Below are 23,543 nucleotides of genomic sequence, written 5' to 3'. Positions count from 1 at the left end.
CTGCTAGTGTAAAGCTCTCTATACTCTGAATGTTTATGCGATAATTATAATCAATAATTTTTGCGTTTTTAAAAGAGAGTTTTGAATTCAAATCTCTCTTGTAGCCTAATATTTGGAGTTACCTTTGCATTCTCACGTTGAACCACCGCTTGAATCAAAATTAGCGTCAACCCCTTTATTAAAATCCAACCCTTTAACACTATTGAGATTACTTAAACAGGTTGCAAGTTGGCCATTTTGGAAGCAAGTGTTTCTGAATTTTAAACTTCGACAAGGTTCTGATGCCGTTGCCATTTTGGCTTATACCTCGTTAGTGGGCATTGTTCCGATGTTAGCGGTTATGTTGGGATTGTTTTCGGTATCGCCTTATTTTTCTTCATTTGAAAGTTTGGTGATGGAGCAGGTTGTGCGTAACTTGATGCCGAACTCGCAGCCTGTGATTCAAGAGTATCTTTTTAAGTTTTCTCAGCAAGCCGCCAGTTTAAAAGGACCAGGCCTGGTTGTTATGTTGTTTACCACTTTGATGTTGTTATGGAAGGTTGACCAAAAATTAAACGGACTTTGGTCAGAACGTTTGCAGCGAAGATGGTGGGTGAGTTTATTACATTATTTAGGCATTAGCTTACTTGGGCCACTTTTTTTGGGTATGAGTTTAGTGTTAAGTTCATCTCTATTGGCCTTGCCGTTGATTGTAGAGACAACGCCGTTGATTGATAAAATTACCTCAGGCATGAAGATAGTTCCTTTAATTTTGGCCTGGTTAGGGTTTACTGCACTTTATAAATTAGTTCCGGTAGCTAAGGTACCGTTTAAAATCGCTTTAATGAGTGGTTTATTTGCCATGCTTGAACTTGAGTTATTAAAATCTGGATTTGCCTTGTATGTTGAATGGTTCCCAACTTATGCGGTTGTTTACGGTGCCTTTGCTGCCGTACCGTTATTTCTTCTTTGGCTATACCTAGTTTGGTTTATTGTGATTTGGAATGGTGCGGTAGTGGTGACGTTACTTAAATGGCAGATTAAGGAAAATAAAACCATTCATGACCAAGAAAATATTCAATCCACAGCAATTAAATCTGAAGTGACAACAGGTCAATCCAAGTGAATACCCAGTCTTCAACGCATATCCAAACATTACACAAATCAAATTGGGTTAAATCAATTGGGTTTGTGAGCAGTATGCTTTTATTACTGTTGTTAGTGGGCATGATGGTACACATCAGTTCGGGAAGTCTTTCTATTGGTTGGCAGGCCTATCTTCAAGGCTTTAATGCTCAACAATCATTAGTGTTTTGGGAGCTTAGACTGCCACGTTTAGTGGTTGTTACGGTTGTTGGAGCAGGGCTGGCAGTTGCCGGTGTTGCTCTGCAAGCCTTGTTTAGAAACCCCTTAGCAGAACCCGGATTAATTGGTGTATCGAGTAGTGCTGCTTTAGGCGCTGTATTTATGATCGTTTTAGGCTCCACACTGTTTGGTTCCGTGAGTTATTGGCAGATGAGTCTGGCGGCATTTTTAAGTGCGGGCTTAGCCACTTGGTTTATTTACGCTTTAGCGACTCGTTATGGTAAAACCGATGTTGCCTTAATGCTTCTGGCGGGGGTGGCTATCAATGCCATAGCTGGCGCAAGCACGCAATTATTAATCAGTATTTCTGACGATTTACAGATGCGTAGTGCCATATTTTGGATGATGGGATCGTTTGCCAATATCAGTTGGCCGTCAGTAACGGTTGTTTTGGTGGTAACCCTGTTAACCTCAGTGGGATTATGGCGATTAGCCAAGCCTTTAAATGCATTTATGTTAGGCGAAAATATCAGCTTACATATGGGGTACGATGCTAAACGCATTAAGTGGCAAATTATGTGGGGCAGTGCCTTAATGGTCGGTGTCGCCGTCGCGACGGTTGGAGTGATTGGTTTTGTTGGGTTAATTGTGCCGCATATCGTCCGTTTATGGATTGGTACAGATCATCGACAACTGATTCCTCTTAGCGCTTTAACCGGGGCGATTTTATTAGTGTTTGCTGATTGGGTCGCCAAAACTTTAATTGCGCCATCAGAACTGCCAATTGGTTTATTTATGGCTTTGCTAGGTGGGCCGTTCTTTTTAATGATGTTGCTACAACAACGTAAAGCTTGGGTGAAGTAAATGGCTTTCCCCGTTAATTCGCTACCAGCAACACAATCTATTACTTGTCAAAATCTAAGTTATGTCGTTCAAAGTAATCGCTTGGTTGATCAATTAAATAGTGATTTTTTAGCGGGAAAAATTAGCGTTATTTTAGGAAAAAATGGCGCAGGGAAATCCACCTTATTATCTTTGATGACTAAAGAACTAGAGCCTCACGAAGGTGACGTTTTATGGCAAGAAACGTCTTTAAGTACGCTTACGTTTGCAGAACTCGCTCAACAACGCGCGGTGTTGCCACAACTCCAAAATATTGTCTTTTCTATTAGCGTACAGCAGCTGATTGAACTCGGTGCAGAGGTGCAAAAAGAGGGTAAAGTCGATCCGCAAAATATTCAGCAGATTGCGTTAGAGGTTATGCAGATTTGTGATGTGACTCATTTAGCTCAACGCGATGTGATGACCTTGTCAGGCGGCGAACAAAAACGTGCTCAATTAGCACGTGTTTTGGCACAAATTTGGCCATTAAAAGCAATGAATAGTCACCATTTAAAACCGTTTGAAGGTAAGTGGTTATTTTTAGATGAATGGACAACCAGTCTAGATTTACATCACCAACAGCAACTTAGCGCATTTTTTACTCAGTGGGCGCAACAGGGGCTAGGCATTATTATGGTTTTGCATGATTTAAACCTCACGAGTCAAATTGCAGATAATGTCAAAATTCTTCAGGACGGCAAGCTTGTATTAGAAGGTGAGCCAAAAGAGGTCTTAACCCCTCATAATATTAATTTAACCTTGGGTTTGAATGTGGTCGTGCTACCTTTAGATGGAGCCAAAAACCCCATGATTGTGACTGACTTCAGTCACTCTTAATAAGTTACTCTTAATTAGTCATCCTTAATATTTGTTGAGCGCTTTTTTCAAGATACAGAGTTTAGTAAAAGTGATTAAATACCGCCTGATTTTTATTTAAAACTTTGTCAATAAGGCTTAAATTTAAACATTTTGGGTATCCATATTTTGTGATTGATTATCCAGTATTGTAAAAATTAACCACGAAGACACAGAGGCACGAAGATAAAAAAAATAAATAAAAGTGATTCGAAAATCATAGCCTAACGTTCTTAAGTTATTTCTATAAGCTCTGTATTTGTAAGCTTTAAAAGCGATTAATTTATTACGTTTAGAGTGGTTATTCGTTAAATTTAAACTGGTATTAAAGATTAGAAATCTTCGTGCTTTCGTGTCTTCGTGGTTAAAAGATTTATTTAATCAATCATAAAAGACATATACCCAATATTTTTTATAGAGCTGAAATTTTTACAAACGATTACGGTCTACTTTATTAACATTGAGACCTTTGCACGAGATAGGTACGAAAGAAAAATGAGGGAAAATTTGCCTGATTGAGGCGGAAAACGCAGGGAATAGCTAGCTATTCGCAAGTTGTCGCCCATCGGAAGTGCCCTTGGGGCACAACAAAAATCAGGTGAATTTTTACCCTCAAGGGGCACCTAGAACCATTTTTACTCGTGCAAAGGTCTCATTGGGATATTTCAATTAACTTTTTAACAACAAGACTTTTGTTCATAGCTTGAGCAAGGGTTTTAATGAGAAGCCAAAATGCAGAATAAGCAGCGTTTTTTTGAACAGCTTGTATCCGCGTACGCTAATGACTTATATCGTTATGCCTACTGGTTATGTAAGCAACCGCCTTTAGCGGAAGACTTGGTGCAAGAGACTTTTGCGCGTGCTTGGAAATCCATTGATAAACTCAAAGATGAAAATGCCGCAAAAGCCTGGTTAATTACTATTTTACGCAGAGAAAATGCGCGTTTATATGAGAAATACCAACCACAATTGCTAGAAATAGAAGAGAGTTTAGTGGCGGATGACTACCATAATGAACCTAGTCATAAACTAGAAAAACAGCAGTTACACCAAATAATGTTGACCTTAGAAGATGAATACAAAGAACCGCTAATCTTACAAATTATGTGGGGATTTAGCGGTGAAGAAATTGCTGCTGAGTTGGGCTTAAAGTTAGCTACGGTAAACACCCGCCTTTTTAGAGCAAGACAGCAACTTAAACAGATTATGAATGATGAAAACGAATCAATTAATTTCAACACTAAGCCGGAGGGAGCAAAACAATGAATGAAATGACTTTTCGTAGCAAGCTACTGATGCACCCTCACCAGTTAGATGATGAGATGCTGACATTTTTAGAACAGAACCCAGATAAAAAAACATTGGTTCAAAAAACACGTGAGTTTGACCAACACATTTCAGATGCTTTAGATGTAGATGTCCCAGAGGGTTTGCATGCCCGAATCTTATTAAAGCAGAGTTACCAGCAACAAGCGGAATCGGTTGCTGATTCTAAAAATAATAATGAAATGGGGACGACTGATGAACTTGAAATTATTGAAGATAATAATGTGGTGAAAGGGCCTTGGTTTACTCATTTATTTAGGTTGACGGGCTTAGGAAGTATTGGGGCATTAGGCCAATTAGGTCGATTAGGAGGCATTGCTGCTAGCCTATTAGGTTTTGCAATACTCTTTAGCGTTTGGCAAAACCCAAATGCGCCACATGCTATTTCTGGTGAAGATACCATTAATCATATTTTGGCGCATATTCAGGAAGACCCAACCTTAATGACAGCGGTAAAACTTCCCAAAACTAATCAAGAGCTAAATCAACTATTTGCCAGTGTAGGTGCTCAGCTTAATAAACCCGTAGAAGGCATGAGTTATGCCGGTATTTGTGATGTAGAAGGTCAACAAGGCTTGCATATTGTTCTACAAGATTCAGGAAACCCTGTTACGGTGATTGTGATGCCAGGACAGAAATTAGCGGCAATGGAGGCTTTTCAAAAAAGTGGTTATCATGGAGAGATGATTCCCGTGAAAGGCGGTGTTGTTGCCATTGTCGGTAATACGATGGACCAAGTGTTATTAGCCCAAGCACGTTTTTTTAAAGCGGTACGATTTGTTTGATGTTTGTTGTGTGAGATTTAACGAACGATATTAAAGATTACTGTTTTGTTCTGGTTGTTAAATTATAAGAGACCTTTGCACGAGATAGGTGCGAAAGAAAAATGAGAGAAAATTTGCCTGATTCTCGACTTACCCCTTCGGGCGTCGAGTTCTTCGTTTGCGGCGGAAAACGCAGTGAATAGCTAGCTATTCACAAGTTGTCGCCCAACGGAAGTGCCCTTGGGGTACAACAAAATTCGGGTGAATTTTTACCCTCAAGGGGCACCTAGAACCATTTTTACTCGTGCATACTCTTGTGCAAAGGTCTCTATAAATAACTATAAACAACCAGGCCTGGTAATAATGGTGTCTGCCTTTAATCTAACTCAAACAAAGTTCGTATATGCTCACGAGCAGAAACACTGACTGCCCCTAAGTCATAACCGCCTTCTAGTACGGATACTATTTTGCCGTGACAGTATTTATCGGCAATTTTACCGATTTCTGAGGTAATCCAAGCAAAGTCGTTTTCATGTAGTTGTAGGTTAGCAAGAGGGTCCAAAGCGTGGGCATCAAATCCTGCCGAAATTAAAATTAATTCTGGTTTAAAAGCTACCAGGCCTGGTAGTCCTTGTTCAGACCAGGCCTGACGAAATACCTCGCCATTTGAGTATTTTTCTAAGGGAATTTTTACCATATTGTTAATATCCGATTTAGGATCGGTAAAAGGGTAGAGAGGGTGTTCAAAGCTCGATGCAAACCAAGCTTTGGGTTGTTTGCGCACAAAAGATTCAGTGCCATTACCATGATGGACATCAAAATCAATAATCGCGACTCTTTCATAGCCTAATTTTTCAATGGCATAGGCGGCACCAATAGCGACATTGTTAAATAAGCAAAATCCTTGTGCTTCATCATATTCTGCGTGGTGACCGGGAGGTCTCACACTGCAAAAAACTCGTTTATAGTTGTCGTTATGTACGGCATCAATACCATCTAATACCGCCCCAACGGCATAGCGTGCGGCACTCATTGAATCAGGACAAAGGTTCACATCTTCTGATATTTCTACCACGCCTTCTTTGGGTAGGCTGTTTTCTATGTGCTCTATTAATCTAGGATGGTGCGCTAGAGCAATTTCATCATTATTAGCGGCTCTTGATTCTTTATGGTGAAACCAGTCAAACATTTGGGCGCTAATCAGTTGGTCTTGAATACGGGTAATTCTTTCAGCTGTTTCAGGATGATCATTACCATTGTCATGCAAAAGACATAAAGGGTTGCTAATATATAGGTTCATCTATTAATTTCTCAATTAAGGCAACGATATGGGTCCTCATTATCTTACTAAATTATTCAAACCGAGTAGTATTGCCGTTTTTGGTGCCAGTGAACGTGCTGAATCAGTTGGCGGAAATGCCTTTCAAAATTTACTTAAAGCGGGTTTTAAAGGCGATATTTATCCTATTAATCCTAAGCATGATACGGTACAAAATCAAGTCTGTTATGCCAATATTGAAACTTTACCTAAGGTTCCAGACTTAGCCGTAATTGCCACGCCGGCTAAAAGCATTCCTTCTATTATTCAGGCTTGTGGTGAGCGTGGCGTTGCTAATGCGGTGATTTTATCGGCAGGTTTTGAAGATAAAGCGGGTAAAGTTTTGCAGCAGAAGATGGCATCGATTGCAAAAAATTATGGCATGCGTTTAATTGGACCTAACTGCTTAGGTATTCTGCGACCAGAAATTGGCTTGAATGCAACGTTTAGTAAAAACCAAGCGATTCCAGGAAACTTAGCTCTAGTTTCGCAATCAGGTGCTATTTGTACAGCGGTATTGGATTGGGCAGAAGCCAATGGTGTTGGCTTTTCTCAAGTTATCTCTACCGGTGATGCTGCAGACATTGATTTTGGTGAGATTTTAGACTTCTTAGCGTTAGATCCGCAAACAAAAAATATTCTTCTCTATATTGAAGGGGTAGCTAATTCTCGTCAATTTATGAGTGGTTTAAAAGCTGCTGCACGTATGAAACCGGTTATTTTATTAAAGTCTGGTCGTATGCCTGAAGGTTCTAAAGCTGCAGTTTCGCATACTGGAGCTTTAGTTGGGGGTGACGATGTCTTTAACGCGGCTATTGAACTTTCAGGAGCAGTGAGAGCTCAATCTATATCACAGTTATTCGCGGCGGCTAAATCGTTATCAGATAATATTCAAATTAAAAATAATCGCCTTGCTATTTTAACGAATGGCGGCGGGCCAGGAGTCATGGCGACGGATCGTGCTGCAGAGTTAGGTGTGAAAATGCCTGATATTAGTGAGCAAAGTATGGAAAAACTGAATGCGTTTTTACCAGAACATTGGTCGCACGGTAACCCGATTGATATTTTGGGAGATGCCACAGGTGAACGTTATACTCAAGCTTTGGATGTGTTACAAAACGATGATCAATTTGATGGCACATTAATTCTACTCACACCTCAAGCGATGAGCGACCCTACAGGGATTGCCCAAGCCATTATTGACTATACAAAAGCTACAAAAAATCATAAGCCAATTTTTACCGCTTGGTTAGGTGAGTCACTGGTTGCTGAAGCTAGAACACTCTTTAGTAATGCCAAAATTCCAACCTTTATAACTCCTGAAGCTGCGGTAGAAGCCTTTAGTTTTATCTCAACCTATCATAATAACCAGGTATTGTTAATGCAATCTCCTGCAACAGCCAATCAGTTGTCTAAGCCGTCTGATGTTTCTGGTGCGCGAGCGATAATAGAGTCGGTATTGAGTGAACACCGTAATATCTTGAGTAGTACTGAAACTCGAGCCATTATGAATGCCTTTGGCGTGCCTATTACCCCAGCGATTGAGTCAAATTCTCCCAGTCAAGCAATGGTTGCAGCCGAGTCTATAGGTTTTCCAGTGAGTTTAAAAATTAATTCACCAGACTTAACGCATAAATCAGATGTGGGCGGCGTAAAGCTTAATTTAAGAAGTGTGCAAGAGGTTAGAAGTGAATACAGTAGAATGGTTGAACGCATTCAAGGGGAGCAACCTAATGCAAATATTCATGGTGTGACGGTTGAACCCATGTTCAAACGTCCTCATGCCCGTGAGCTGTTGATTGGTGTCTCTAGAGACCCAGTATTTGGTCCAGCTATAACCTTCGGTAGCGGTGGTACAAGTGTAGAAGTTCTTAAGGATAATGCCATTGCTTTGCCTCCTATTAATGAATTTTTAGCCAAAAAAATGATTCAGCAGACTAAAGTTGCCAAAATGCTTAAGGATTTTAGAGGCTTACCTGCAGTAGATCATGCCGCAATAGAAAATGTATTGTTAAGAATTTCTGATATGGTGGCGCAGTTGCCAGAAATTATGGAGTTAGATATTAACCCTTTATTTGCTGACGAAAACGGTGCAATGGCCGTGGATGCTAGAATTAGTATTAAAGCCTTGCCATTAAATTATAAACCTTATCAACATATGGCTATTCATCCTTATCCGAGTGAGTTAATTAAGCATCAAGAAACTCATAAAGGTTTAGACCTTACCATAAGACCTATTCGTCCAGAAGATGCGGAATTAGAGATAGATTTTGTGCGTAACTTGTCAGAACGCAGTCGTTATTTACGTTTTATGCATAGCCTGCAAGCTTTGTCACCAAAAATGCTATCTAGATTTACTCAGATAGACTATGACCGTGAGATGGCATTTATTGCAACGACTCAAGATAAACAGGGTAATAATATTGAAATTGGCGTTACCCGTTATACAACCAACCCTGATGGTAAAAGTTGCGAAATGGCTGTAGTCGTGCGTGATGATTACCAACATCAAGGAGTTGCCAGTGCTTTGCTTGCAAGCTTAATTCAGCATGCTAAAGCAAAAGGTCTTCAACAGATGATGGGAGAGGTTTTGAGCGAAAATAGTTCAATGATTGAATTGGTCAAAAAGCATAACTTTAGCGTAAAACACATGGAAGGAGATTCTACGGTAGTGGAAATAGAGTTGAATTTAAATCAAGTTTGATGCTAGTACTATATGCTAAACGGGAAGTCTGAGTGATGAAATTTAAGTGTAAAAAATTATACTTAAGTTGACAAAATAACAGTTAATTACTAACCTAACTTGATAAAAATTCATTATTAGATTTAAGTTATTTTCCACTTTTGTGATGCTTAATATTGAAGCTTGGGCAAACTCCTTAACTCCCCTTGTAATAAATGGTGCAAGGTTCTTAGTGTAGTGAACGGTAAAGAAACGCTGCTGTTTGAGCGCAGCGAGTTCAGCGTTTTCAGTTCACAAGCTTAGAACTTGCCCATTTATGGAGCGGGGTTTGTTTTTTGGTTACTTTTTGCCAAACTGCAAAAAGTAACGGGAAGCCTGAGTAACAAAACTTAAGGCAAAGGCTAATATTTAAAAAGGCTTCTCAACCGCTGTACTGTCTGATTAATGCAAAGGTATTTATTCAAGAGATTTCAAGACAACTGTATTGCAGGATTCAATCTAAGCTTCTAAATTTATAAGCTAAACCAATAAAAAAGGTCATTTAACGATGTGTTAAATGACCTTTTTTTATATCTTCATCTTATTAGTAAACATTTTCTCGTAAAGGTCTCTTATAGAGAGAAATCACTAAAATCATCGGTACCTACTTTTGAATCGACCTGACCCACTAAGTAAGAGCTGATTTCTGATTCTTGCGGAGCTACTTGAACATTATCACTGACGAGCCAATTATTCATCCATGGAAGTGGGTTGCTAGTATTGGTAAAAATAGGATCTAAGTGAATCGCTTTTAAACGCACGTTAGTAATGTACTCAACATAATCTTTAAGGATATTGGCGTTCAAACCAATCATTGATCCATCCTTAAATAGGTATTCTGCCCACTCTTTTTCTTGTTCAGCAGCGACTCTAAAGATTTCATAAGTCGCCTCTTTTTGCTCTTTTGCAATCTCAGTCATTTCTGGATCATCTCGACCATCTGCCATCATGGTAATCATGTTTTGTGTGCCGGAAAGGTGCAGTGCTTCATCTCGTGCGATAAGCTTGATAACTTTAGCGTTTCCTTCCATTAGTGAACGCTCTGCAAACGAGAAGCTACAAGCAAAGGAAACATAGAAACGAATCGCTTCTAAAACATTAACCGACACAACGGTTAGATAAAGCACGGTTTTAATTTTTTTACGGAATTCGTGATCTTGGTTAATATCAATTTTATTGGCATACATGTAGTTAGTTAACGCAATCAGCTCATCATAATACTCGGTAACACTTTCGGCACGCTTTACAATCTCTTCATTGGTCACAATGTCGTCAAAAACCAAAGACGGATCAGCCACAATATTACGAATAATATGGGTGTAAGAACGGCTATGAATCGTCTCTGAAAACGCCCAGGTTTCTATCCAAGTTTCAAGTTCAGGAATCGACACCAAAGGGAGCAATGCCACATTAGGTGAACGACCTTGCACTGAATCTAATAAGGTCTGATATTTAAGATTGCTAATGAAAATATGTTTTTCATTGTCAGGTAGCTCAGAAAATTCCGTGCGGTCACTAGATAAATCTACCTCTTCAGGTCGCCAGAAAAAACTTAATTGTTTTTCAATTAGTTTTTCAAAAAAGGGATATTTTTGCTGGTCATAGCGCGCAACGTTAACGTTTTGCCCAAAGAACATAGGCTCTTTTAAAGCATCGTTAGTTGAACGACAAAAAGTAGAATAAGTATGTTTATCTTGGCAGCTCATGTACGGTTCACCTAAGTATGTGATGGGGATTTAATTTCGTTGCAGTATTGTAGTACAGTTTTAGGTTTAAAAATAGTAAGGAGGTTGTTATATTACCCAAAAAATCGCTTATGTTGTGGTTGTGATTTTTAATGACACAATATAAAAGTGATCTACCAGGCCTGGTAGGTTTAATTGATTGCGAGCTTAGCGTTTTAATTTAACCCTTTAATTTAACCGATTTAGATGGTTTTAATCGTCGAATTATTAGATAATGAGAGTTCTTTGAGGTATTTGCAAGAGTGGATAAATGGTTAAAAAAGGCGATAATCCTCTATATGTAAATCTAAAGGATTCTTTCACTTTTTCCTGATATCACAGGCTCGTGTTTATGCCCTTGGGTGCAAAGATCTCTATATTAATTGTTGGCAAATCAGGTGAGGACAATGGATGTCATTTAAAGAAAAGCTGATTTGGTTAAAAGGTAAAAAAATTGCGGTGTGTGAAACGGATGATATTCAGTTTTCACAGATGGAGCAGTTTTTGCAACGTTATGATGTTGAGGTAACCGGGTTAAGAGACGCCGAGCAAATGTTGCTTGATTTAGAGTCCCGCCGCTATTCAACTCATCGAGTTTATTTTGCGGTTTTTGTTTGCCCAAAGTTAGCTGAAGCTTTAGAGCAACCGTGGCAGGAAATTGTTGCCGTAAATCCAAGTATTAAAGAGACGCCGTTAATTTTAACGTTAACGAATGATGAAATAGCTAGGGCACAACCGCTGATTGATGCTAAACACTTTCATAGCCAATTAACTCACCCAATAATGGCAAAAGACTTTTTGGCATTATTACAAAGCTTAATTCACTGGAACGCTATGCGAGGAGATATAACCCCAGCAGCGACATTAGCCAAATAATAAGCTGAAAAAAGTGTAGATGTAATCAGACAGTACAGAGATTGAGAAGCCTTTTAAAATATTACGCCTTTGCCTTAATTTTTATCACTCAGGCTTCCCGTTACTTTTTGCAATTTGGCAAAAAAGTAACCAAAAAACAAACCCCGCTCCATAAATGGGCAAGTTCTAAGCTTGTGAACTGAAAACGCTGAACTCGCTACGCTCAAACAGCAGCGTTTTTTTACCGTTCACTACGCTAAGAACCTTGCACCATTTATTACAAGGGGACTTAGGGCGTTTATCCAAAACTCAATATTCATACTTGGAATCACAAAACTGAAAAATAATTCTAACCACTTTATGATTGTTTATTAAATTAGAATATTAATTGACTGTTGTCCTGACAGGTTAAGTTCAATTTTTTACAAATAAACTACCAGGCCTGGTGATTTATAGATTCAAAATCACGCTTCACCCATTACTAGAGCTTCTAGTACTTCCCAACGTTCAAATGCGGCTTCTAATTCATTCTCTTTATCATCTAAGGTTTTAAGTGTTGCTTGCACCACTTTTTCACCTTGTTGATAAAAATCAGGCTGGGCGATTTGTTCATTAATCGCTTCTAATTCAGTCTCTAAACTCTCTAAGCGTTCTGGCAAAGCATCGTATTCGCGTTGGTCTTTATAACTGAGTTTTTTGGGCTTTTTATCAACAGCAGTTTGAGAAGGTTGAGGCTTTTCAACCGGTGTTGTTTTTTCAGCTTCTGGTTGGCGAGTACCGGTTATTTTAGTGACGTCACCGTATTCTGCTGGTCTTTGGCGTAACCAGTCGTCATAACCGCCAACATATTCATTGACCTCACCTGGTGCATCAAACACTAAACTACTGGTACATACGTTGTTTAAGAAAGCACGGTCGTGGCTAACAATGAGAACGGTTCCTTGGTAGTTCATTAACAACTCTTCCAGCAGTTCTAAGGTTTCAACATCTAAATCGTTAGTGGGTTCATCTAAAATAAGTAAGTTAGACGGTTTGGCAAACACTCGCGCCAATAAAAGTCGATTACGTTCACCACCTGAAAGTGACTTAACTGGCTGACGAGCACGATCGGGTAAAAATAGGAAGTCAGCCAAATAACTCATAACATGTTTACGCTGGCCATTAATCTCTACGTGATCACTCTCTTCTAAAACACTTTCAACAACCGGTTTATTTTCATCCAATTGTGCGCGGTGTTGATCAAAATAGGCAATATCAATATTGGTACCCACTTTAACGGTTCCTGAATCGGGTTGTTGTTTTTCGAGTAATAAGCTCAATAGGGTGGATTTACCACAACCGTTCTCACCAATAATCCCAACTTTATCACCACGAATAATCATGGTAGAAAGATCGCTAACAATGGGTTTTTTAGGCCAATTAAAGGTTAAGTTATCAATTTCAAAGACCTGTTTTCCAGAGGCGTCGGAGCGGTTAACTTGAAGATTAGCCGTACCTTGCTGGCTGCGACGTGCTTTATGGGTTTCACGTAACTTTTCTAAGGCTCTAACTCGGCCTTCATTTCGGGTACGTCTGGCTTTGATGCCTTGACGAATCCAGGTCTCTTCTTGGGCTAGTTTTTTATCAAACAGCGCATTTTGTTTGGCTTCGGCTTCCAGCGTTTCTGCTTTACGTTGTAAGTAGGTGTGGTAATCACACTGCCAATTACTTAAGTTACCGCGATCTAATTCAATAATACGGGTGGCTAAAGCTTGTAAAAAGGCACGATCATGGGTAATAAAAATGAGTGAGCAACGAATGTTTTTTAAAAAGCCTTCTAGCCATTGAATAGAGGGAATATCTAAGTGGTTAGTTGGCTCATCAAGTAATAAAACATCTGGTTCTTGAACTAACGCTTGGGCTAACAAAACTCGGCGTTTCATTCCCCCAGAAAGCTTAGAAAACTCACTATCTTCCGGGAGACCCAGTTTTGAAATAATGGTATCTACCCGCTGTTTCATCTCCCAACCGTTTTGGCTTTCAATGGCTTGTTGGGTTTGGGTGAATTTTGCTAAGACTTCTTCCGTATAGTTTTGTTCTAGTTCTAAACTTAATTGATGAAACTTTTCTAAGAGATCACCAATATTTCCCATACCCTGGGCTATAACGTGAAATACACTGCCGATGGTATCATGAGGCACTTCTTGCTGAAGTTTGGCTATTTTTACGCCATCTTGCACGATACGACTACCCGAATCGGCATTGACAATACCTTCTATGACTTTTAATAGGGTCGATTTTCCCTCACCATTTCGGCCAACAATACACACTCGTTCTTGTGGTTCTAGTTGAAAAGAGACTTTATCAAGTAAAGGAGCCGCGCCAAAGCTCAAAGAGATGTCGCGTAAGAAAAGTAATGCCATAAAGATTCGCTAAGTAAATGTGGGTTAGAGTTGGGGGTTGATGATGAGTTGACTATGAATTGACTCTTTATCAAACCGTTCAGCTTTTCAAAACTTCTAAAATTAAGTTTTGACTGGACTTGATATTATAGCGATTTAAATGACAGTCGGTATTTTCATTATCAAGCGCCTCCCAAAAATTTAATACTTGTTGGGTTTCTGAAGTTGTAATTGGTTTACCGTTAGTCTGTTGTTTATCCCATTGATACCAAAGATTAAAAATCACCAGGCCTGGTGATTGTGTTGAGTGCCAAAGGTTTTCATGAAATTGGGTATCGCTTAATGCTGAGGGTAGGCCTTCAGCGTCAAATATATCAACAATAATGACATCGTAGGCGAATGGGTTTTGGTTAATAAAGGCAATCGCATCATCTTGTACGGTTTCAATTTCAGGTTCGTTGGGTAATTGAAAAAAACGATAAGCGCAATCAATTACCGCTTGGCGTAGTTCTACAATGGTCATTTGAAGATTAGGTTGAGTGTGAAACAGGTGTGTTGCCATTGAGCCCCCACCCATACCAAGCATTAAGGCTCGAATAGGTTGTTGCTTTTTTTTATTTGCGGCAAAAGCATGCACACGCTCAATGATTTTTTCTTGGTATTCAAAATTGAGAGTCATGGGGGCATTAAGATATAAACAACTTTGCTCAATAGGAGAGTCAAAATAGAGTTTGCGAGTGACTCGGTTATCCACTACTTCAATTAAACCAAACTCATCACGCTCACTGTGAATAATCATGCCATCATACTTCATAGCCCAGCCCACCAAAGTCTTAAGCGTAAGCCCCATGCTGTGGTAAAACCAACTTCCACAAATTCAATTTTACCATTAGGCGCAACCACAAAGTCTGCAGGGACCGCTTTGGCACCAAAGGTTTTAAGCCACTTTCCCTCTAAATCGTTGACGATAATATTGGGGTTCATCTCATTCTCTTTAGCGTAAGTCAGTAGCTGGTCATTGTCAGCCGATTGAGTGGCAATATTAATCACCGCATAATCCTTAGCAATGGATTCAACGCCGCCTTTGCTTACCTTACAAATCGGGCACCAGGTAGCCCAAATATGAATTAAAACGGGTTTGCCTTGCTGGTTTAAGGCTTGTAAATCAATGGTGTTTCCATTGATAGTCGTCACTTGCATGATAGGTGCTTGCCCATGAATAACATCACCTTGCATAAATGGGCGTACTGACAGATAAATCGCCACAAAAATTACAACAGTGATGAGGTTTTTAACCCATTTTTTTTGCCAAAATTTTACCGTTGGTAATGGCTGGGATTTTTGTTCGGAATTTGGTTGATTGCTCATAAAATAGGTTTTTACCATGTGTTAATATAGCGCTCATTATAAGACGGTTAACGGATTAGGATTAGAGTAATGGAAGCTAATTTTTGGCATGACATGTGGGAGAGCGGTGTTGTAGGGTTTCATCAGTCGGAGATTAATGAATATTTAAAAAATCATTGGTCAAAGCTGGGTTTACAGGGCAATGAAAATGTTTTAGTTCCTTTGTGTGGTAAAACCTTAGATATGCTTTGGCTTGCTCAACAAGGGCATTCCGTATTAGGCATAGAATTAAGTCCTAAAGCTTTAGAGGAGTTTTTAGTCGAAAATAATTTGCAGGCGCAAGCTATTCAGCAAGGGAATCATTGTGGTTATCAATTACCCAATATGATGTTGTTGTGCGGTGATTTTTTTCACCTAACCGCTGAGCAGTGTCGTGATATTCATGTTGTTTATGATAGAGCGGCTTTGGTGGCTTTGCCACCGCAAATGCGTCAAGACTATGTATTGCATTTACAGGCTATTTTGCCAAAAAAATCTCGCTATTTACTTGTCACAATGGAGTTCGACCAAACTAAAATGCCAGGTCCTCCATTTTCAGTTTCTGAAGAAGAAGTAAGAAGTCTATTTGAACCTTTTGCTAGGGTAACCAAAGTAGAAGAAGTGCCTTTTAGTCGTAAAGGGCATAAAGCCCTAGAAAAGGTTTTTGTAATTGAAGGGGAATAAACCTGTTTGGTCTTTACCAGGCCTGGTTGTTTGTAAATTAGGACGTTGAATAAAGACCAAGATTATCGGGTCAAACCCGATAATGACCAACTCTCTGCGTTATATTCGGAAAAATAATTAACGTCATTCCCGCACTTGATGTGGAAAATTTTAAACATTAAATTGTAATAATTTGAATTTAATCTGAACGGATAACAGTCAATTAGGATACTAATTTAATAACCAATCATAATAAGATTAGAATTATTTTTCACGTTTGTGATGCTTATATTGATGCTTGGACAAACGCCTAAAGTCCCCTTGTAATAAATGGTGCAAGGTTCTTAGCGAAGTGAACGGTAAAAAAACGCTGCTGTTTGAGCGCAGCGAGTTCAGCGTTTTCAGTTCACAAGCTTAGAACTTGCCCATTTATGGAGTGGGGTTTGTTTTTTGGTTACTTTTTTGCCAAATTGCAAAAAGTAACGGGAAGCCTGAGTGACAAAATTACAGGCAAAGTATCCTATTTAAAAAGGCTTCTCAATTTCTGTACTGTCTGATTTAATACAATCTTTCACAGTTAAATAAACGAGTTAATTATTTAAGGTTTAGTAGCTTAAAGGCTAAATTTAACTCGGCATAATTTCAGAATAATGATGAAAACTAGGGAAATCTTTAGGATCTATTCTGTCTAATTTAGGGCTAACGAAGGTTGCACAAAGTAAATGTTTAATGCCATATTTTTTTGCGGTTGTTAAGGCGTGAACATTATCATCAATTAGTAAGGTTTTTTGTGGATTGTAAGAAATAATATTTTGAATCTCTGACCAGATAGCAATATCTTCTTTAGGCATCCCAAAATCATGTGCGGAAACCATTTTGTCAAAATAGGGCTCTATTTCTGTCATTTCAAGTTTAATCACCAAGCTGTCTCTGTGAGCATTAGTTACCATGACTACGGTTTTGTTTTGTGCTTTTAGAAAAGCTAAAAAGGTCATGACTTGAGGGTGTACTTTTATTTGATTGCGAAGTTCATGCTTGAGTTCTGCAATTGGTAGGTTTAACGTTTCAGTCCAATAATCTAAGCAATACCAATTTAACGTACCCGTTTGAGAGTGAATTTTAGTATGTATCAGTGCTTTAGCATCTTCTAATGAGAGATTGTTTTTGTCTGCATAGGCTTGAGGAATGACGTGCATCCAAAAGTTCCAGTCAAAGTGCAAATCAAGCAAAGTCCCATCCATATCGAGTAATACGGTATCAATTTCAGACCAATTTATTAACGGATTTGTCACAGAGTGAGTCATTGGCAATTTTTATCCTGTAGCGTATGATGAGTTTAATAAAACTAAAAGACCTTGAGCAAGGGTCTCATTAATGTATAAACGCAAATAATCTAAAACGAGTAAGCTTATATGTCAAAAAAGATGCCCTCCATTTTAGCTGAAAATATTGCCGCTAAGTCGCGGATTTTTACTGTGCAATCACAAGAGATTGAATTCTCAAATGGCATGCAAGTCACGTATGAGCGGTTATTGGGCAGTGAAGCGGGTGCGGTGTTGATTATACCGCTGTTAGAGGACAATCATATTTTACTCATTCGTGAATATGGAGCCGGGGTAGGGCGGTATGAATTAGGGTTTCCAAAAGGTAAAATTGACCCTGGCGAAACTTGGAAAGAAGCCAGTATTCGGGAAAGCCAAGAAGAAATAAGTTTTTTGCCTGCTAACGTAAAACTGTTAGATTCAGTCAGTTTAGCGGCAGGTTATATGACACATCTTACTCATATTGTCTTAGCAACAGACTTAACGGTGCAAGAGGCCGAAGGGGATGAGCCTGAACCGCTTGAGGTGGTAAAATGGCATCTTTCAGATTGGCCTAAGTTGCTTGAAGACCCCGATTTTAGTGAAGGCAGAGCTTATGCGGCGTTAATGCTTTTATTAAAAGAACGTAATTACATCTAACTAGGTGTTATTCAGCTTAATACATGTAGGCATATCATGACAGACACGTCTTTAGAGTTAGAAGAGTGGTTACCCCAAGTTTGTGAGATTGCTTATAACGCTGGGTTACTCATTTCTAAATACTACCATCAAAATGTTGCGCTTGATATAGAACGAAAAGCCGACGGCACTCCTGTTACAGTGGCTGATAAAGTAGCCGATGATTTAATTTGTTTGGCCCTCAAAGAGCTCACTCCAGATATTCCCCTTATTACCGAAGAAAGTGTTGAACACGTGCCTTTTGAAAAACGCCAGGCCTGGTCAACCTATTGGTTAGTAGATCCTTTAGACGGCACCAAAGAATTTATTGCCAATACTGGAGAATATAGTGTAAATATTGCTCTAATTCATAATCATCGCCCCGTTTTAGGCGTAGTTTATGGAACTGAATTGGGGAATATGTATTTTGCTTATAAACACCAAAAGCATAAAAATCCAAAGTATAAACACCAAAAGCATAAAAACAAAGAAACTGCAGAAAACAGCCTTATAGATTCTGATAGAGCGGCAAAAATCAGCAATTTGCTGCCGATTAAGACTGAAGCAGAACTAGATTGGCAAAACTTAGTTGAACAAGCCGTAAATATTCAGGTAGCAACATTACCTGATGGTCAATCAAGCGAAGCATCTTATAAAGTGGCAGTAAGCCGAAGGCATGGAGGAGAGTTGCAACGCTTTATGGCGCAGCTGGGTTACTGTTCTAAAATTAAAATGGGGTCGGCTTTAAAAACCTGTTTAGTCGCAGAAGGTAAGGCCGATATTTACCCACGCTTTGGCCCCACCTCTTTATGGGATACGGCAGCAGCACAATGTATTTTAGAAGTCGCAGGTGGAGCGGTTTTAAATGCCGCCGGACATCCTCTTGAATACATTCAAACCGAATCACTGCTAAACCCGTTTTTTATTGCTGTAAGCCATAAAGACCATAATTGGCCAGCATTTGCGGAAGTGATGTGAGTTTATTGAGTTTTTAATTAGTTCTATTAATTAACTATATTAATTAGATATTTTAATTAACTATATTAACCAGCTCTGCACCAAACTCGTTATCAACCAACCCTATCGTCATTGCGAACGAAGTGAAGCAATCCAGGGTTATCGGCAAAATAAAGAATTAGAGGTTAGCCATAGATTGCTTCGCTCTGCTCGCAATGACTTATCTAATAGATGTGTGATGGGTCTTGTTGCTGGGTTCTTTATTGAGTGATTAAAATTACTTTTTACCAAGTTACCAGGCCTGGTAACTCCTGTGGGCAATATTGTAATAGTGGGCTTCGGATAGCCTTAAATTATCAATAAAAAAGCGATTGAATAACTAAATTCAATCGCTTTAATATTCAAAAAGTACATCTCTTTAAACAGAGTATTTTTGCCTAAAATCAAGGCGGATAATTGCGAAGTTTACATCTGTAAACGAGCGGTTATCCAACGCAGAGTTTGGGCAAAAAGACCTGTTTAAAGTTTGCAAGCCCCGCCAGCGCAGCCATCATCCTCTTGGTTGTCATCCGCCCCGTCACGCGTATTATGGTAATACAGCGTTTTAAGCCCCATTTTATAGGCGTAAAGCAAATCTTGAAGAACCAGTTTAATAGGAACTTTTTCTTCATTAAATCTGGCTGGGTCGTAGTTTGTATTGGATGAAATCGCTTGGTCAACAAACTTCTGCATAATACCGACAAGCTGTAAATAACCTTTATTATCGGGGATCTGCCATAGTAGTTCATAATCATCACGGTGTTCTTTAAAACCTGGAACAACTTGCTTTAATATGCCGTCTTTAGAAGCTTTAACAGAGACATAGCCTCGGGGTGGTTCAATACCATTGGTCGAGTTAGTAATCTGTGAAGAAGTTTCACAAGGCATTAATGCCGTTAAGGTTGAGTTACGTAAACCGTGTTCTTTGATATCAGAGCGTAATGTTTCCCAGTCAAGATGTAGCGGTTCACTGCAAACTTCATCAAGCTCTTTTTTGTAGGTATCAATCGGTAAAATACCTTGTGCATAATTTGTGTCTGCAAAATAGCTACAAGCCCCTTGTTCTTGAGCTAAATTATTAGAGGCTTTTAACAAGTTGTATTGAATGGCTTCAAAGGTACGGTGTATTAGGCCATTTGCGGAACCATCAGAATATTTAGTTTTATTTTTAGCTAAGTAGTAAGCCATATTGGTAACACCTACACCTAAAGTACGGCGTCCCATACTTGCTCGGCGTGCGGCTTCTACTGGGTAGTCTTGATAATCTAATAGGCTGTCTAAGGCTCGAACGACTAAATCTGAAAGTGATTCTAATTCTTCTAGGTTTTCTAGTGCACCCAAGTTGAATGCTGAAAGTGTGCATAATGCAATTTCACCATTTGGGTCTTCTACCGAATTCAGAGGGGCTGTAGGCAAGGCTATTTCTAAACACAAGTTAGATTGATGAACAGGCGCTTTACTTGGATCAAATGGGCTGTGAGTATTGCAGTGATCGACGTTTTGAATATAAATACGTCCGGTTTGAGCGCGCTCTTGAGCCATTTGAGTGAACAAGTCGATGGCTTTGACTTTTTTCTTACGAATATTTTCATCGGCTTCATAGATTTTATAAAGACGTTCAAACTCATCTTGGTCTTCAAAAAACGCATCATATAGACCCGGAGCATCCGATGGACTGAATAGGCTAATATCTCCACCTTCAATCATTCGGGTGTACATCATTTTATTGATTTGTACACCGTAATCTAAGTGACGTGCACGGTTCTCTTCAACACCACGGTTATTTTTAAGTACCAGTAAAGATTCTACTTCTAAATGCCAGATAGGATAGAAAAGCGTTGCTGCACCACCACGTACGCCACCTTGCGAACAAGATTTTACGGCTGTTTGAAAGTGCTTAATAAATGGAATCATTCCAGTGTGATACGCTTCGCCACCGCGAATTTCACTTCCTAATGCACGAATTCGCCCAACGTTGACTCCAATCCCCGCACGCTGTGAAACATACTTAACGATGGATGATGAAGTGGCGTTAATGGAGTCTAAAGAGTCACCACACTCAATTAATACACAAGAACTAAATTGACGCGTTGGGGTACGCACACCAGACATAATTGGCGTTGGTAATGACAATTTGAACTGTGAAGAGGCATCGTAAAAATCTTTAATATATTGTAAGCGAGTTTCTGCAGGGTAATGAGCAAATAAGCACATTGGAATCAGCATATAAATAAACTGCGGACTTTCGTAAATTTTACCCGTTACACGGTTTTGAACTAGATATTTACCCTCTAATTGTTTAACCGCGGCATAACTGAAGGTTAAATCACGCGCATGGTCAATGTAAGCATCAAGTTCATCAATATCCGCTTTAGAATAATCTTCTAATATCTGGCTGTCATAATGCCCACTACGAACCATTTTGTTGGTGTGTTCAAATAATGCAGGTGGCGTAAAACGATCAAATGCTTTTTTTCTTAGGTGAAAAATGGCTAAACGTGCTGATAAATGTTGGTAATCAGGTGCGTTTTCAGAAATTAAATCGGCAGCTGACTTAACAATAGTTTCGTGAATATCAGAGGTTGTAATTCCATCATAAAACTGAATATGAGAACGCAATTCTACTTCAGAAACAGAGACATTTTCGAGCCCTTCCGCAGCCCATGTAATTACTCTATGAATTTTTTCCAAATCGATGGATTCTTGTATTCCATTACGTTTGGTAACTTGAATATTTTTGTTAGTCATGGGTGCTTTTTTCAACCTGTGTATAAAAAAGATGAACTAAAAAATCATTTAAAAACGAATCCGTAGTAAATTCATCATCTTAGCGTAACATTAGAAAATCAATTGTAAATAAGGGTATTAATTGTGTTGTATATTTTTAACTCAATTACACAACATCTAGTTTTAGCGTAAAAACGATAACGCAAAATATAGTAGATTTTGCAAATGTGTGCAAGTGTTAAAAAAACCACAATATTGGCAAACTGTTGGATGAAAATCTGTGGAAAAAATGGCTAAAAGCCCAAAAAACTTGCCTATGAGCCTGTGGATAAGTCTGTGACTACCTGAAAAAAATTAGGTTAAAAAAAATCTATTAGGTTAAAAAAAACTCTATGGAAAAAAGAGCAGAAAATACTTGATTTTTTAAAAAAGTAGTTAATGTCAATTGTGCGTCATTTTACGAGTTTTCTATGCGTCAAAAAGGGGTGGGTTTCGCACTAAAATGTTTAAAGGGATATTAAGAAGCTAAAGCTTATTTCTGAGCTTTTTTAAGCATCTCTTCAAACTGGCTAAAGTCAAATTCTGTCGTATTGGGTAGAAGTAGTTCAATTCTTGAATCGCGACGGTAGGCAATAATCTCTCTAGACGTTTGGTTATTAACCCATTGAAACAACATCCAAGGTTTACCTACTTTAAAAATACCTTTAGCACGCAAAGGCTCTTGATTTTTAGGCAGAGTGCTTAAATGACTAAATTGCTCCTGAATTAATGTCCAGTCAAACTCAATGCTGTCATTAAAAATCCAACCAACCGAAAGGGTATCGAGTTGATTTTGAGTTTTACGGGCTACCAGGCCTGGTAATTCAACATGAGAGGGGATTGTAAAATCCTCAGTTTGGCTAAATTCGCTAGAGGATTGATGGTGTTTAGACGGCTGACTTTGGTTAATATTAGCGTTTAATTGACGGGTATTGGCTTGATGGCTTTGTTGACGGCCTAAATTTAAATAGTTGTGCTCGATTTTAGCGTGATTAGTGCTGATTACAGAGGTTTTAGCGGGGAAAAGGTTGTTTGCATAATTCTCAAGCTCTTGTACTTGCTCTGGTGAGGTTTGGTCTGTTTTGTTGAGAATGACGACATCAGCCATATTGAGTAAATTTTGGTAAATAGTGTATTGCTCAATCTCTTTTATGCCTGTGCTAAAGGCATCAAGAACGGCAAAAACCGTCTGTACATTAAAGCGTTCTTGAAAAAAGGGGCTTTGTAATAGGTCAACCAAGACATCAGGCTCACCTAAACCGGTCGGTTCAATTAATAATCGGTCTAAATTTTGGCTTTTAAGTAAGGTTTCAATAGCATCTTTAAGCTCACCTTGAGCACTACAACAAATGCAACCTCCCGGTATTTGTGCAATAGTGATATCTAAATTTTGTTCTAAAATGGCACCGTCTAAGCCAATGGCGCCAAACTCATTAACCAAAATAGCCCAGTTTTCATCTTTAGGTTTAAATTTAATTAAATTCTTTAAAAGTGTTGTTTTACCTGCGCCGAGTGAGCCAGTAATAAGGTTAACAGCCGTTTGTTTTTTAATGGATTGAAACATAAGAATGATGGGCAACTTTTTAGGGTGTTTTATTAGATTTAGATAGGTTTAGACAGGTTTAAAAATATGCGTGAATAT

18 protein-coding genes are annotated in these 23,543 nt (G+C 38.9%); 10 read left to right on the top strand and 8 right to left on the bottom strand.

Annotated elements, in window-relative coordinates:
• Nucleotides 1-124 precede the first annotated feature (124 nt).
• The 5 genes from BS34_RS0109040 (at nucleotide 125) to BS34_RS0109020 (ending at nucleotide 5,132) form a co-directional block, all read left to right on the top strand.
• Complete coding sequence (locus BS34_RS0109040; RefSeq protein WP_051640771.1) at nucleotides 125-1,105, top strand: YihY family inner membrane protein; 981 nt, start codon at nucleotides 125-127, stop codon at nucleotides 1,103-1,105.
• The gene (locus BS34_RS0109035) at nucleotides 1,102-2,148 is read left to right on the top strand and encodes a FecCD family ABC transporter permease (protein WP_233993180.1); all 1,047 of its coding nucleotides are present in this window, start codon (nucleotides 1,102-1,104) and stop codon (nucleotides 2,146-2,148) included. The genes BS34_RS0109040 and BS34_RS0109035 overlap by 4 nt, the downstream gene beginning before the upstream one ends.
• Nucleotides 2,149-3,003, top strand: a complete 855-nt coding sequence (locus tag BS34_RS0109030; RefSeq protein ID WP_051640770.1) for an ATP-binding cassette domain-containing protein — start codon at nucleotides 2,149-2,151, stop codon at nucleotides 3,001-3,003.
• 750 nt (nucleotides 3,004-3,753) lie between these two features.
• Nucleotides 3,754-4,287 (top strand): sigma-70 family RNA polymerase sigma factor, encoded by a 534-nt coding sequence (locus BS34_RS0109025; RefSeq protein ID WP_029408196.1) that lies wholly within the window; start codon nucleotides 3,754-3,756, stop codon nucleotides 4,285-4,287.
• Nucleotides 4,284-5,132, top strand: coding sequence for a DUF3379 family protein (locus BS34_RS0109020; protein WP_029408195.1), 849 nt, complete (start codon nucleotides 4,284-4,286; stop codon nucleotides 5,130-5,132). Before BS34_RS0109025 ends, BS34_RS0109020 begins: the two co-directional genes overlap by 4 nt.
• Before the next feature lie 355 nt (nucleotides 5,133-5,487).
• Here BS34_RS0109020 and BS34_RS0109015 read toward each other — a convergent pair whose 3' ends face one another.
• Nucleotides 5,488-6,411, bottom strand: coding sequence for a histone deacetylase family protein (locus BS34_RS0109015; RefSeq protein WP_029408194.1), 924 nt, complete (start codon nucleotides 6,409-6,411; stop codon nucleotides 5,488-5,490).
• A 28-nt stretch (nucleotides 6,412-6,439) separates the two neighbouring features.
• Here BS34_RS0109015 and BS34_RS0109010 point away from each other — a divergent pair, with 28 nt between their 5' ends.
• A complete protein-coding gene (locus BS34_RS0109010) occupies nucleotides 6,440-9,133 on the top strand; it encodes a bifunctional acetate--CoA ligase family protein/GNAT family N-acetyltransferase (RefSeq protein ID WP_029408193.1) in 2,694 nt (897 codons plus the stop codon).
• Between the two features lie 590 nt (nucleotides 9,134-9,723).
• Here BS34_RS0109010 and nrdB read toward each other — a convergent pair.
• Nucleotides 9,724-10,857, bottom strand: coding sequence for a class Ia ribonucleoside-diphosphate reductase subunit beta (nrdB, locus tag BS34_RS0109005; RefSeq protein ID WP_029408192.1), 1,134 nt, complete (start codon nucleotides 10,855-10,857; stop codon nucleotides 9,724-9,726).
• A gap of 429 nt (nucleotides 10,858-11,286) precedes the next feature.
• Here nrdB and BS34_RS0109000 point away from each other — a divergent pair, with 429 nt between their 5' ends.
• On the top strand, nucleotides 11,287-11,751 hold the full coding sequence (locus tag BS34_RS0109000; RefSeq protein WP_029408191.1) for a hypothetical protein: 465 nt from the start codon (nucleotides 11,287-11,289) through the stop codon (nucleotides 11,749-11,751).
• Between the two features lie 443 nt (nucleotides 11,752-12,194).
• On the opposite strand, the gene BS34_RS0108995 is transcribed toward BS34_RS0109000, so the two are convergent.
• From BS34_RS0108995 to BS34_RS0108985, 3 genes are all read right to left on the bottom strand, one after another.
• On the bottom strand, nucleotides 12,195-14,132 hold the full coding sequence (locus BS34_RS0108995) for an ATP-binding cassette domain-containing protein (RefSeq protein ID WP_029408190.1): 1,938 nt from the start codon (nucleotides 14,130-14,132) through the stop codon (nucleotides 12,195-12,197).
• A 79-nt stretch (nucleotides 14,133-14,211) separates the two neighbouring features.
• Complete coding sequence (locus BS34_RS12650) at nucleotides 14,212-14,925, bottom strand: spermidine synthase (RefSeq protein WP_051640769.1); 714 nt, start codon at nucleotides 14,923-14,925, stop codon at nucleotides 14,212-14,214.
• Nucleotides 14,922-15,479: a redoxin domain-containing protein gene (locus BS34_RS0108985; protein WP_038126335.1), complete on the bottom strand. Its 558-nt coding sequence runs from the start codon at nucleotides 15,477-15,479 to the stop codon at nucleotides 14,922-14,924. Before BS34_RS0108985 ends, BS34_RS12650 begins: the two co-directional genes overlap by 4 nt.
• A gap of 69 nt (nucleotides 15,480-15,548) precedes the next feature.
• Between BS34_RS0108985 and BS34_RS0108980 the strand changes: the two genes are divergently transcribed.
• Nucleotides 15,549-16,181 carry a thiopurine S-methyltransferase gene (locus BS34_RS0108980; protein WP_029408187.1) on the top strand — a complete coding sequence of 211 codons (633 nt, stop codon included), beginning with the start codon at nucleotides 15,549-15,551 and terminating at the stop codon, nucleotides 16,179-16,181.
• 605 nt (nucleotides 16,182-16,786) lie between these two features.
• Here the strand turns inward: BS34_RS0108980 and yrfG are convergent.
• Nucleotides 16,787-17,464, bottom strand: a complete 678-nt coding sequence (gene yrfG, locus BS34_RS0108975; protein WP_029408186.1) for a GMP/IMP nucleotidase — start codon at nucleotides 17,462-17,464, stop codon at nucleotides 16,787-16,789.
• Between the two features lie 108 nt (nucleotides 17,465-17,572).
• On the opposite strand from yrfG, the gene nudE reads away from it, so the two are divergent.
• A complete protein-coding gene (gene nudE, locus BS34_RS0108970) occupies nucleotides 17,573-18,121 on the top strand; it encodes an ADP compounds hydrolase NudE (RefSeq protein WP_029408185.1) in 549 nt (182 codons plus the stop codon).
• 36 nt (nucleotides 18,122-18,157) lie between these two features.
• Nucleotides 18,158-19,117 (top strand): 3'(2'),5'-bisphosphate nucleotidase CysQ family protein, encoded by a 960-nt coding sequence (locus BS34_RS0108965; RefSeq protein ID WP_029408184.1) that lies wholly within the window; start codon nucleotides 18,158-18,160, stop codon nucleotides 19,115-19,117.
• Nucleotides 19,118-19,615: 498 nt separating this feature from the next.
• On the opposite strand, the gene nrdA is transcribed toward BS34_RS0108965, so the two are convergent.
• Nucleotides 19,616-21,883, bottom strand: coding sequence for a class 1a ribonucleoside-diphosphate reductase subunit alpha (gene nrdA / locus BS34_RS0108960; protein WP_029408183.1), 2,268 nt, complete (start codon nucleotides 21,881-21,883; stop codon nucleotides 19,616-19,618).
• Nucleotides 21,884-22,394: 511 nt separating this feature from the next.
• On the bottom strand, nucleotides 22,395-23,465 hold the full coding sequence (locus tag BS34_RS12645) for a CobW family GTP-binding protein (RefSeq protein ID WP_051640768.1): 1,071 nt from the start codon (nucleotides 23,463-23,465) through the stop codon (nucleotides 22,395-22,397).
• Between the last annotated feature and the right edge of the window lie 78 nt (nucleotides 23,466-23,543).

The sequence above is a fragment of the Thiomicrorhabdus sp. Milos-T2 genome (assembly GCF_000702325.1).
GTDB lineage: Bacteria > Pseudomonadota > Gammaproteobacteria > Thiomicrospirales > Thiomicrospiraceae > Thiomicrorhabdus.
The sequence above is the reverse complement of the archived record's forward strand: the minus strand, read 5'-3'. Positions and strand labels throughout refer to the sequence as shown.

Bases quoted from the DNA above. Each gene is read 5' to 3' on its own strand.
- BS34_RS0109010 (WP_029408193.1), top strand. From the start codon at position 6,440: ATGGGTCCTCATTATCTTACTAAATTATTCAAACCGAGTAGTATTGCC.
- nudE (WP_029408185.1), top strand. From the start codon at position 17,573: ATGTCAAAAAAGATGCCCTCCATTTTAGCTGAAAATATTGCCGCTAAG.
- BS34_RS0108985 (WP_038126335.1), bottom strand. From the start codon at position 15,479: ATGAGCAATCAACCAAATTCCGAACAAAAATCCCAGCCATTACCAACG.
- yrfG (WP_029408186.1), bottom strand. From the start codon at position 17,464: ATGACTCACTCTGTGACAAATCCGTTAATAAATTGGTCTGAAATTGAT.
- BS34_RS12650 (WP_051640769.1), bottom strand. From the start codon at position 14,925: ATGAAGTATGATGGCATGATTATTCACAGTGAGCGTGATGAGTTTGGT.
- nrdB (WP_029408192.1), bottom strand. From the start codon at position 10,857: ATGAGCTGCCAAGATAAACATACTTATTCTACTTTTTGTCGTTCAACT.
- BS34_RS0109020 (WP_029408195.1), top strand. From the start codon at position 4,284: ATGAATGAAATGACTTTTCGTAGCAAGCTACTGATGCACCCTCACCAG.
- BS34_RS0109025 (WP_029408196.1), top strand. From the start codon at position 3,754: ATGCAGAATAAGCAGCGTTTTTTTGAACAGCTTGTATCCGCGTACGCT.
- nrdA (WP_029408183.1), bottom strand. From the start codon at position 21,883: ATGACTAACAAAAATATTCAAGTTACCAAACGTAATGGAATACAAGAA.
- BS34_RS0108980 (WP_029408187.1), top strand. From the start codon at position 15,549: ATGGAAGCTAATTTTTGGCATGACATGTGGGAGAGCGGTGTTGTAGGG.
- BS34_RS0109015 (WP_029408194.1), bottom strand. From the start codon at position 6,411: ATGAACCTATATATTAGCAACCCTTTATGTCTTTTGCATGACAATGGT.
- BS34_RS12645 (WP_051640768.1), bottom strand. From the start codon at position 23,465: ATGTTTCAATCCATTAAAAAACAAACGGCTGTTAACCTTATTACTGGC.
- BS34_RS0108995 (WP_029408190.1), bottom strand. From the start codon at position 14,132: ATGGCATTACTTTTCTTACGCGACATCTCTTTGAGCTTTGGCGCGGCT.
- BS34_RS0108965 (WP_029408184.1), top strand. From the start codon at position 18,158: ATGACAGACACGTCTTTAGAGTTAGAAGAGTGGTTACCCCAAGTTTGT.
- BS34_RS0109030 (WP_051640770.1), top strand. From the start codon at position 2,149: ATGGCTTTCCCCGTTAATTCGCTACCAGCAACACAATCTATTACTTGT.
- BS34_RS0109000 (WP_029408191.1), top strand. From the start codon at position 11,287: ATGTCATTTAAAGAAAAGCTGATTTGGTTAAAAGGTAAAAAAATTGCG.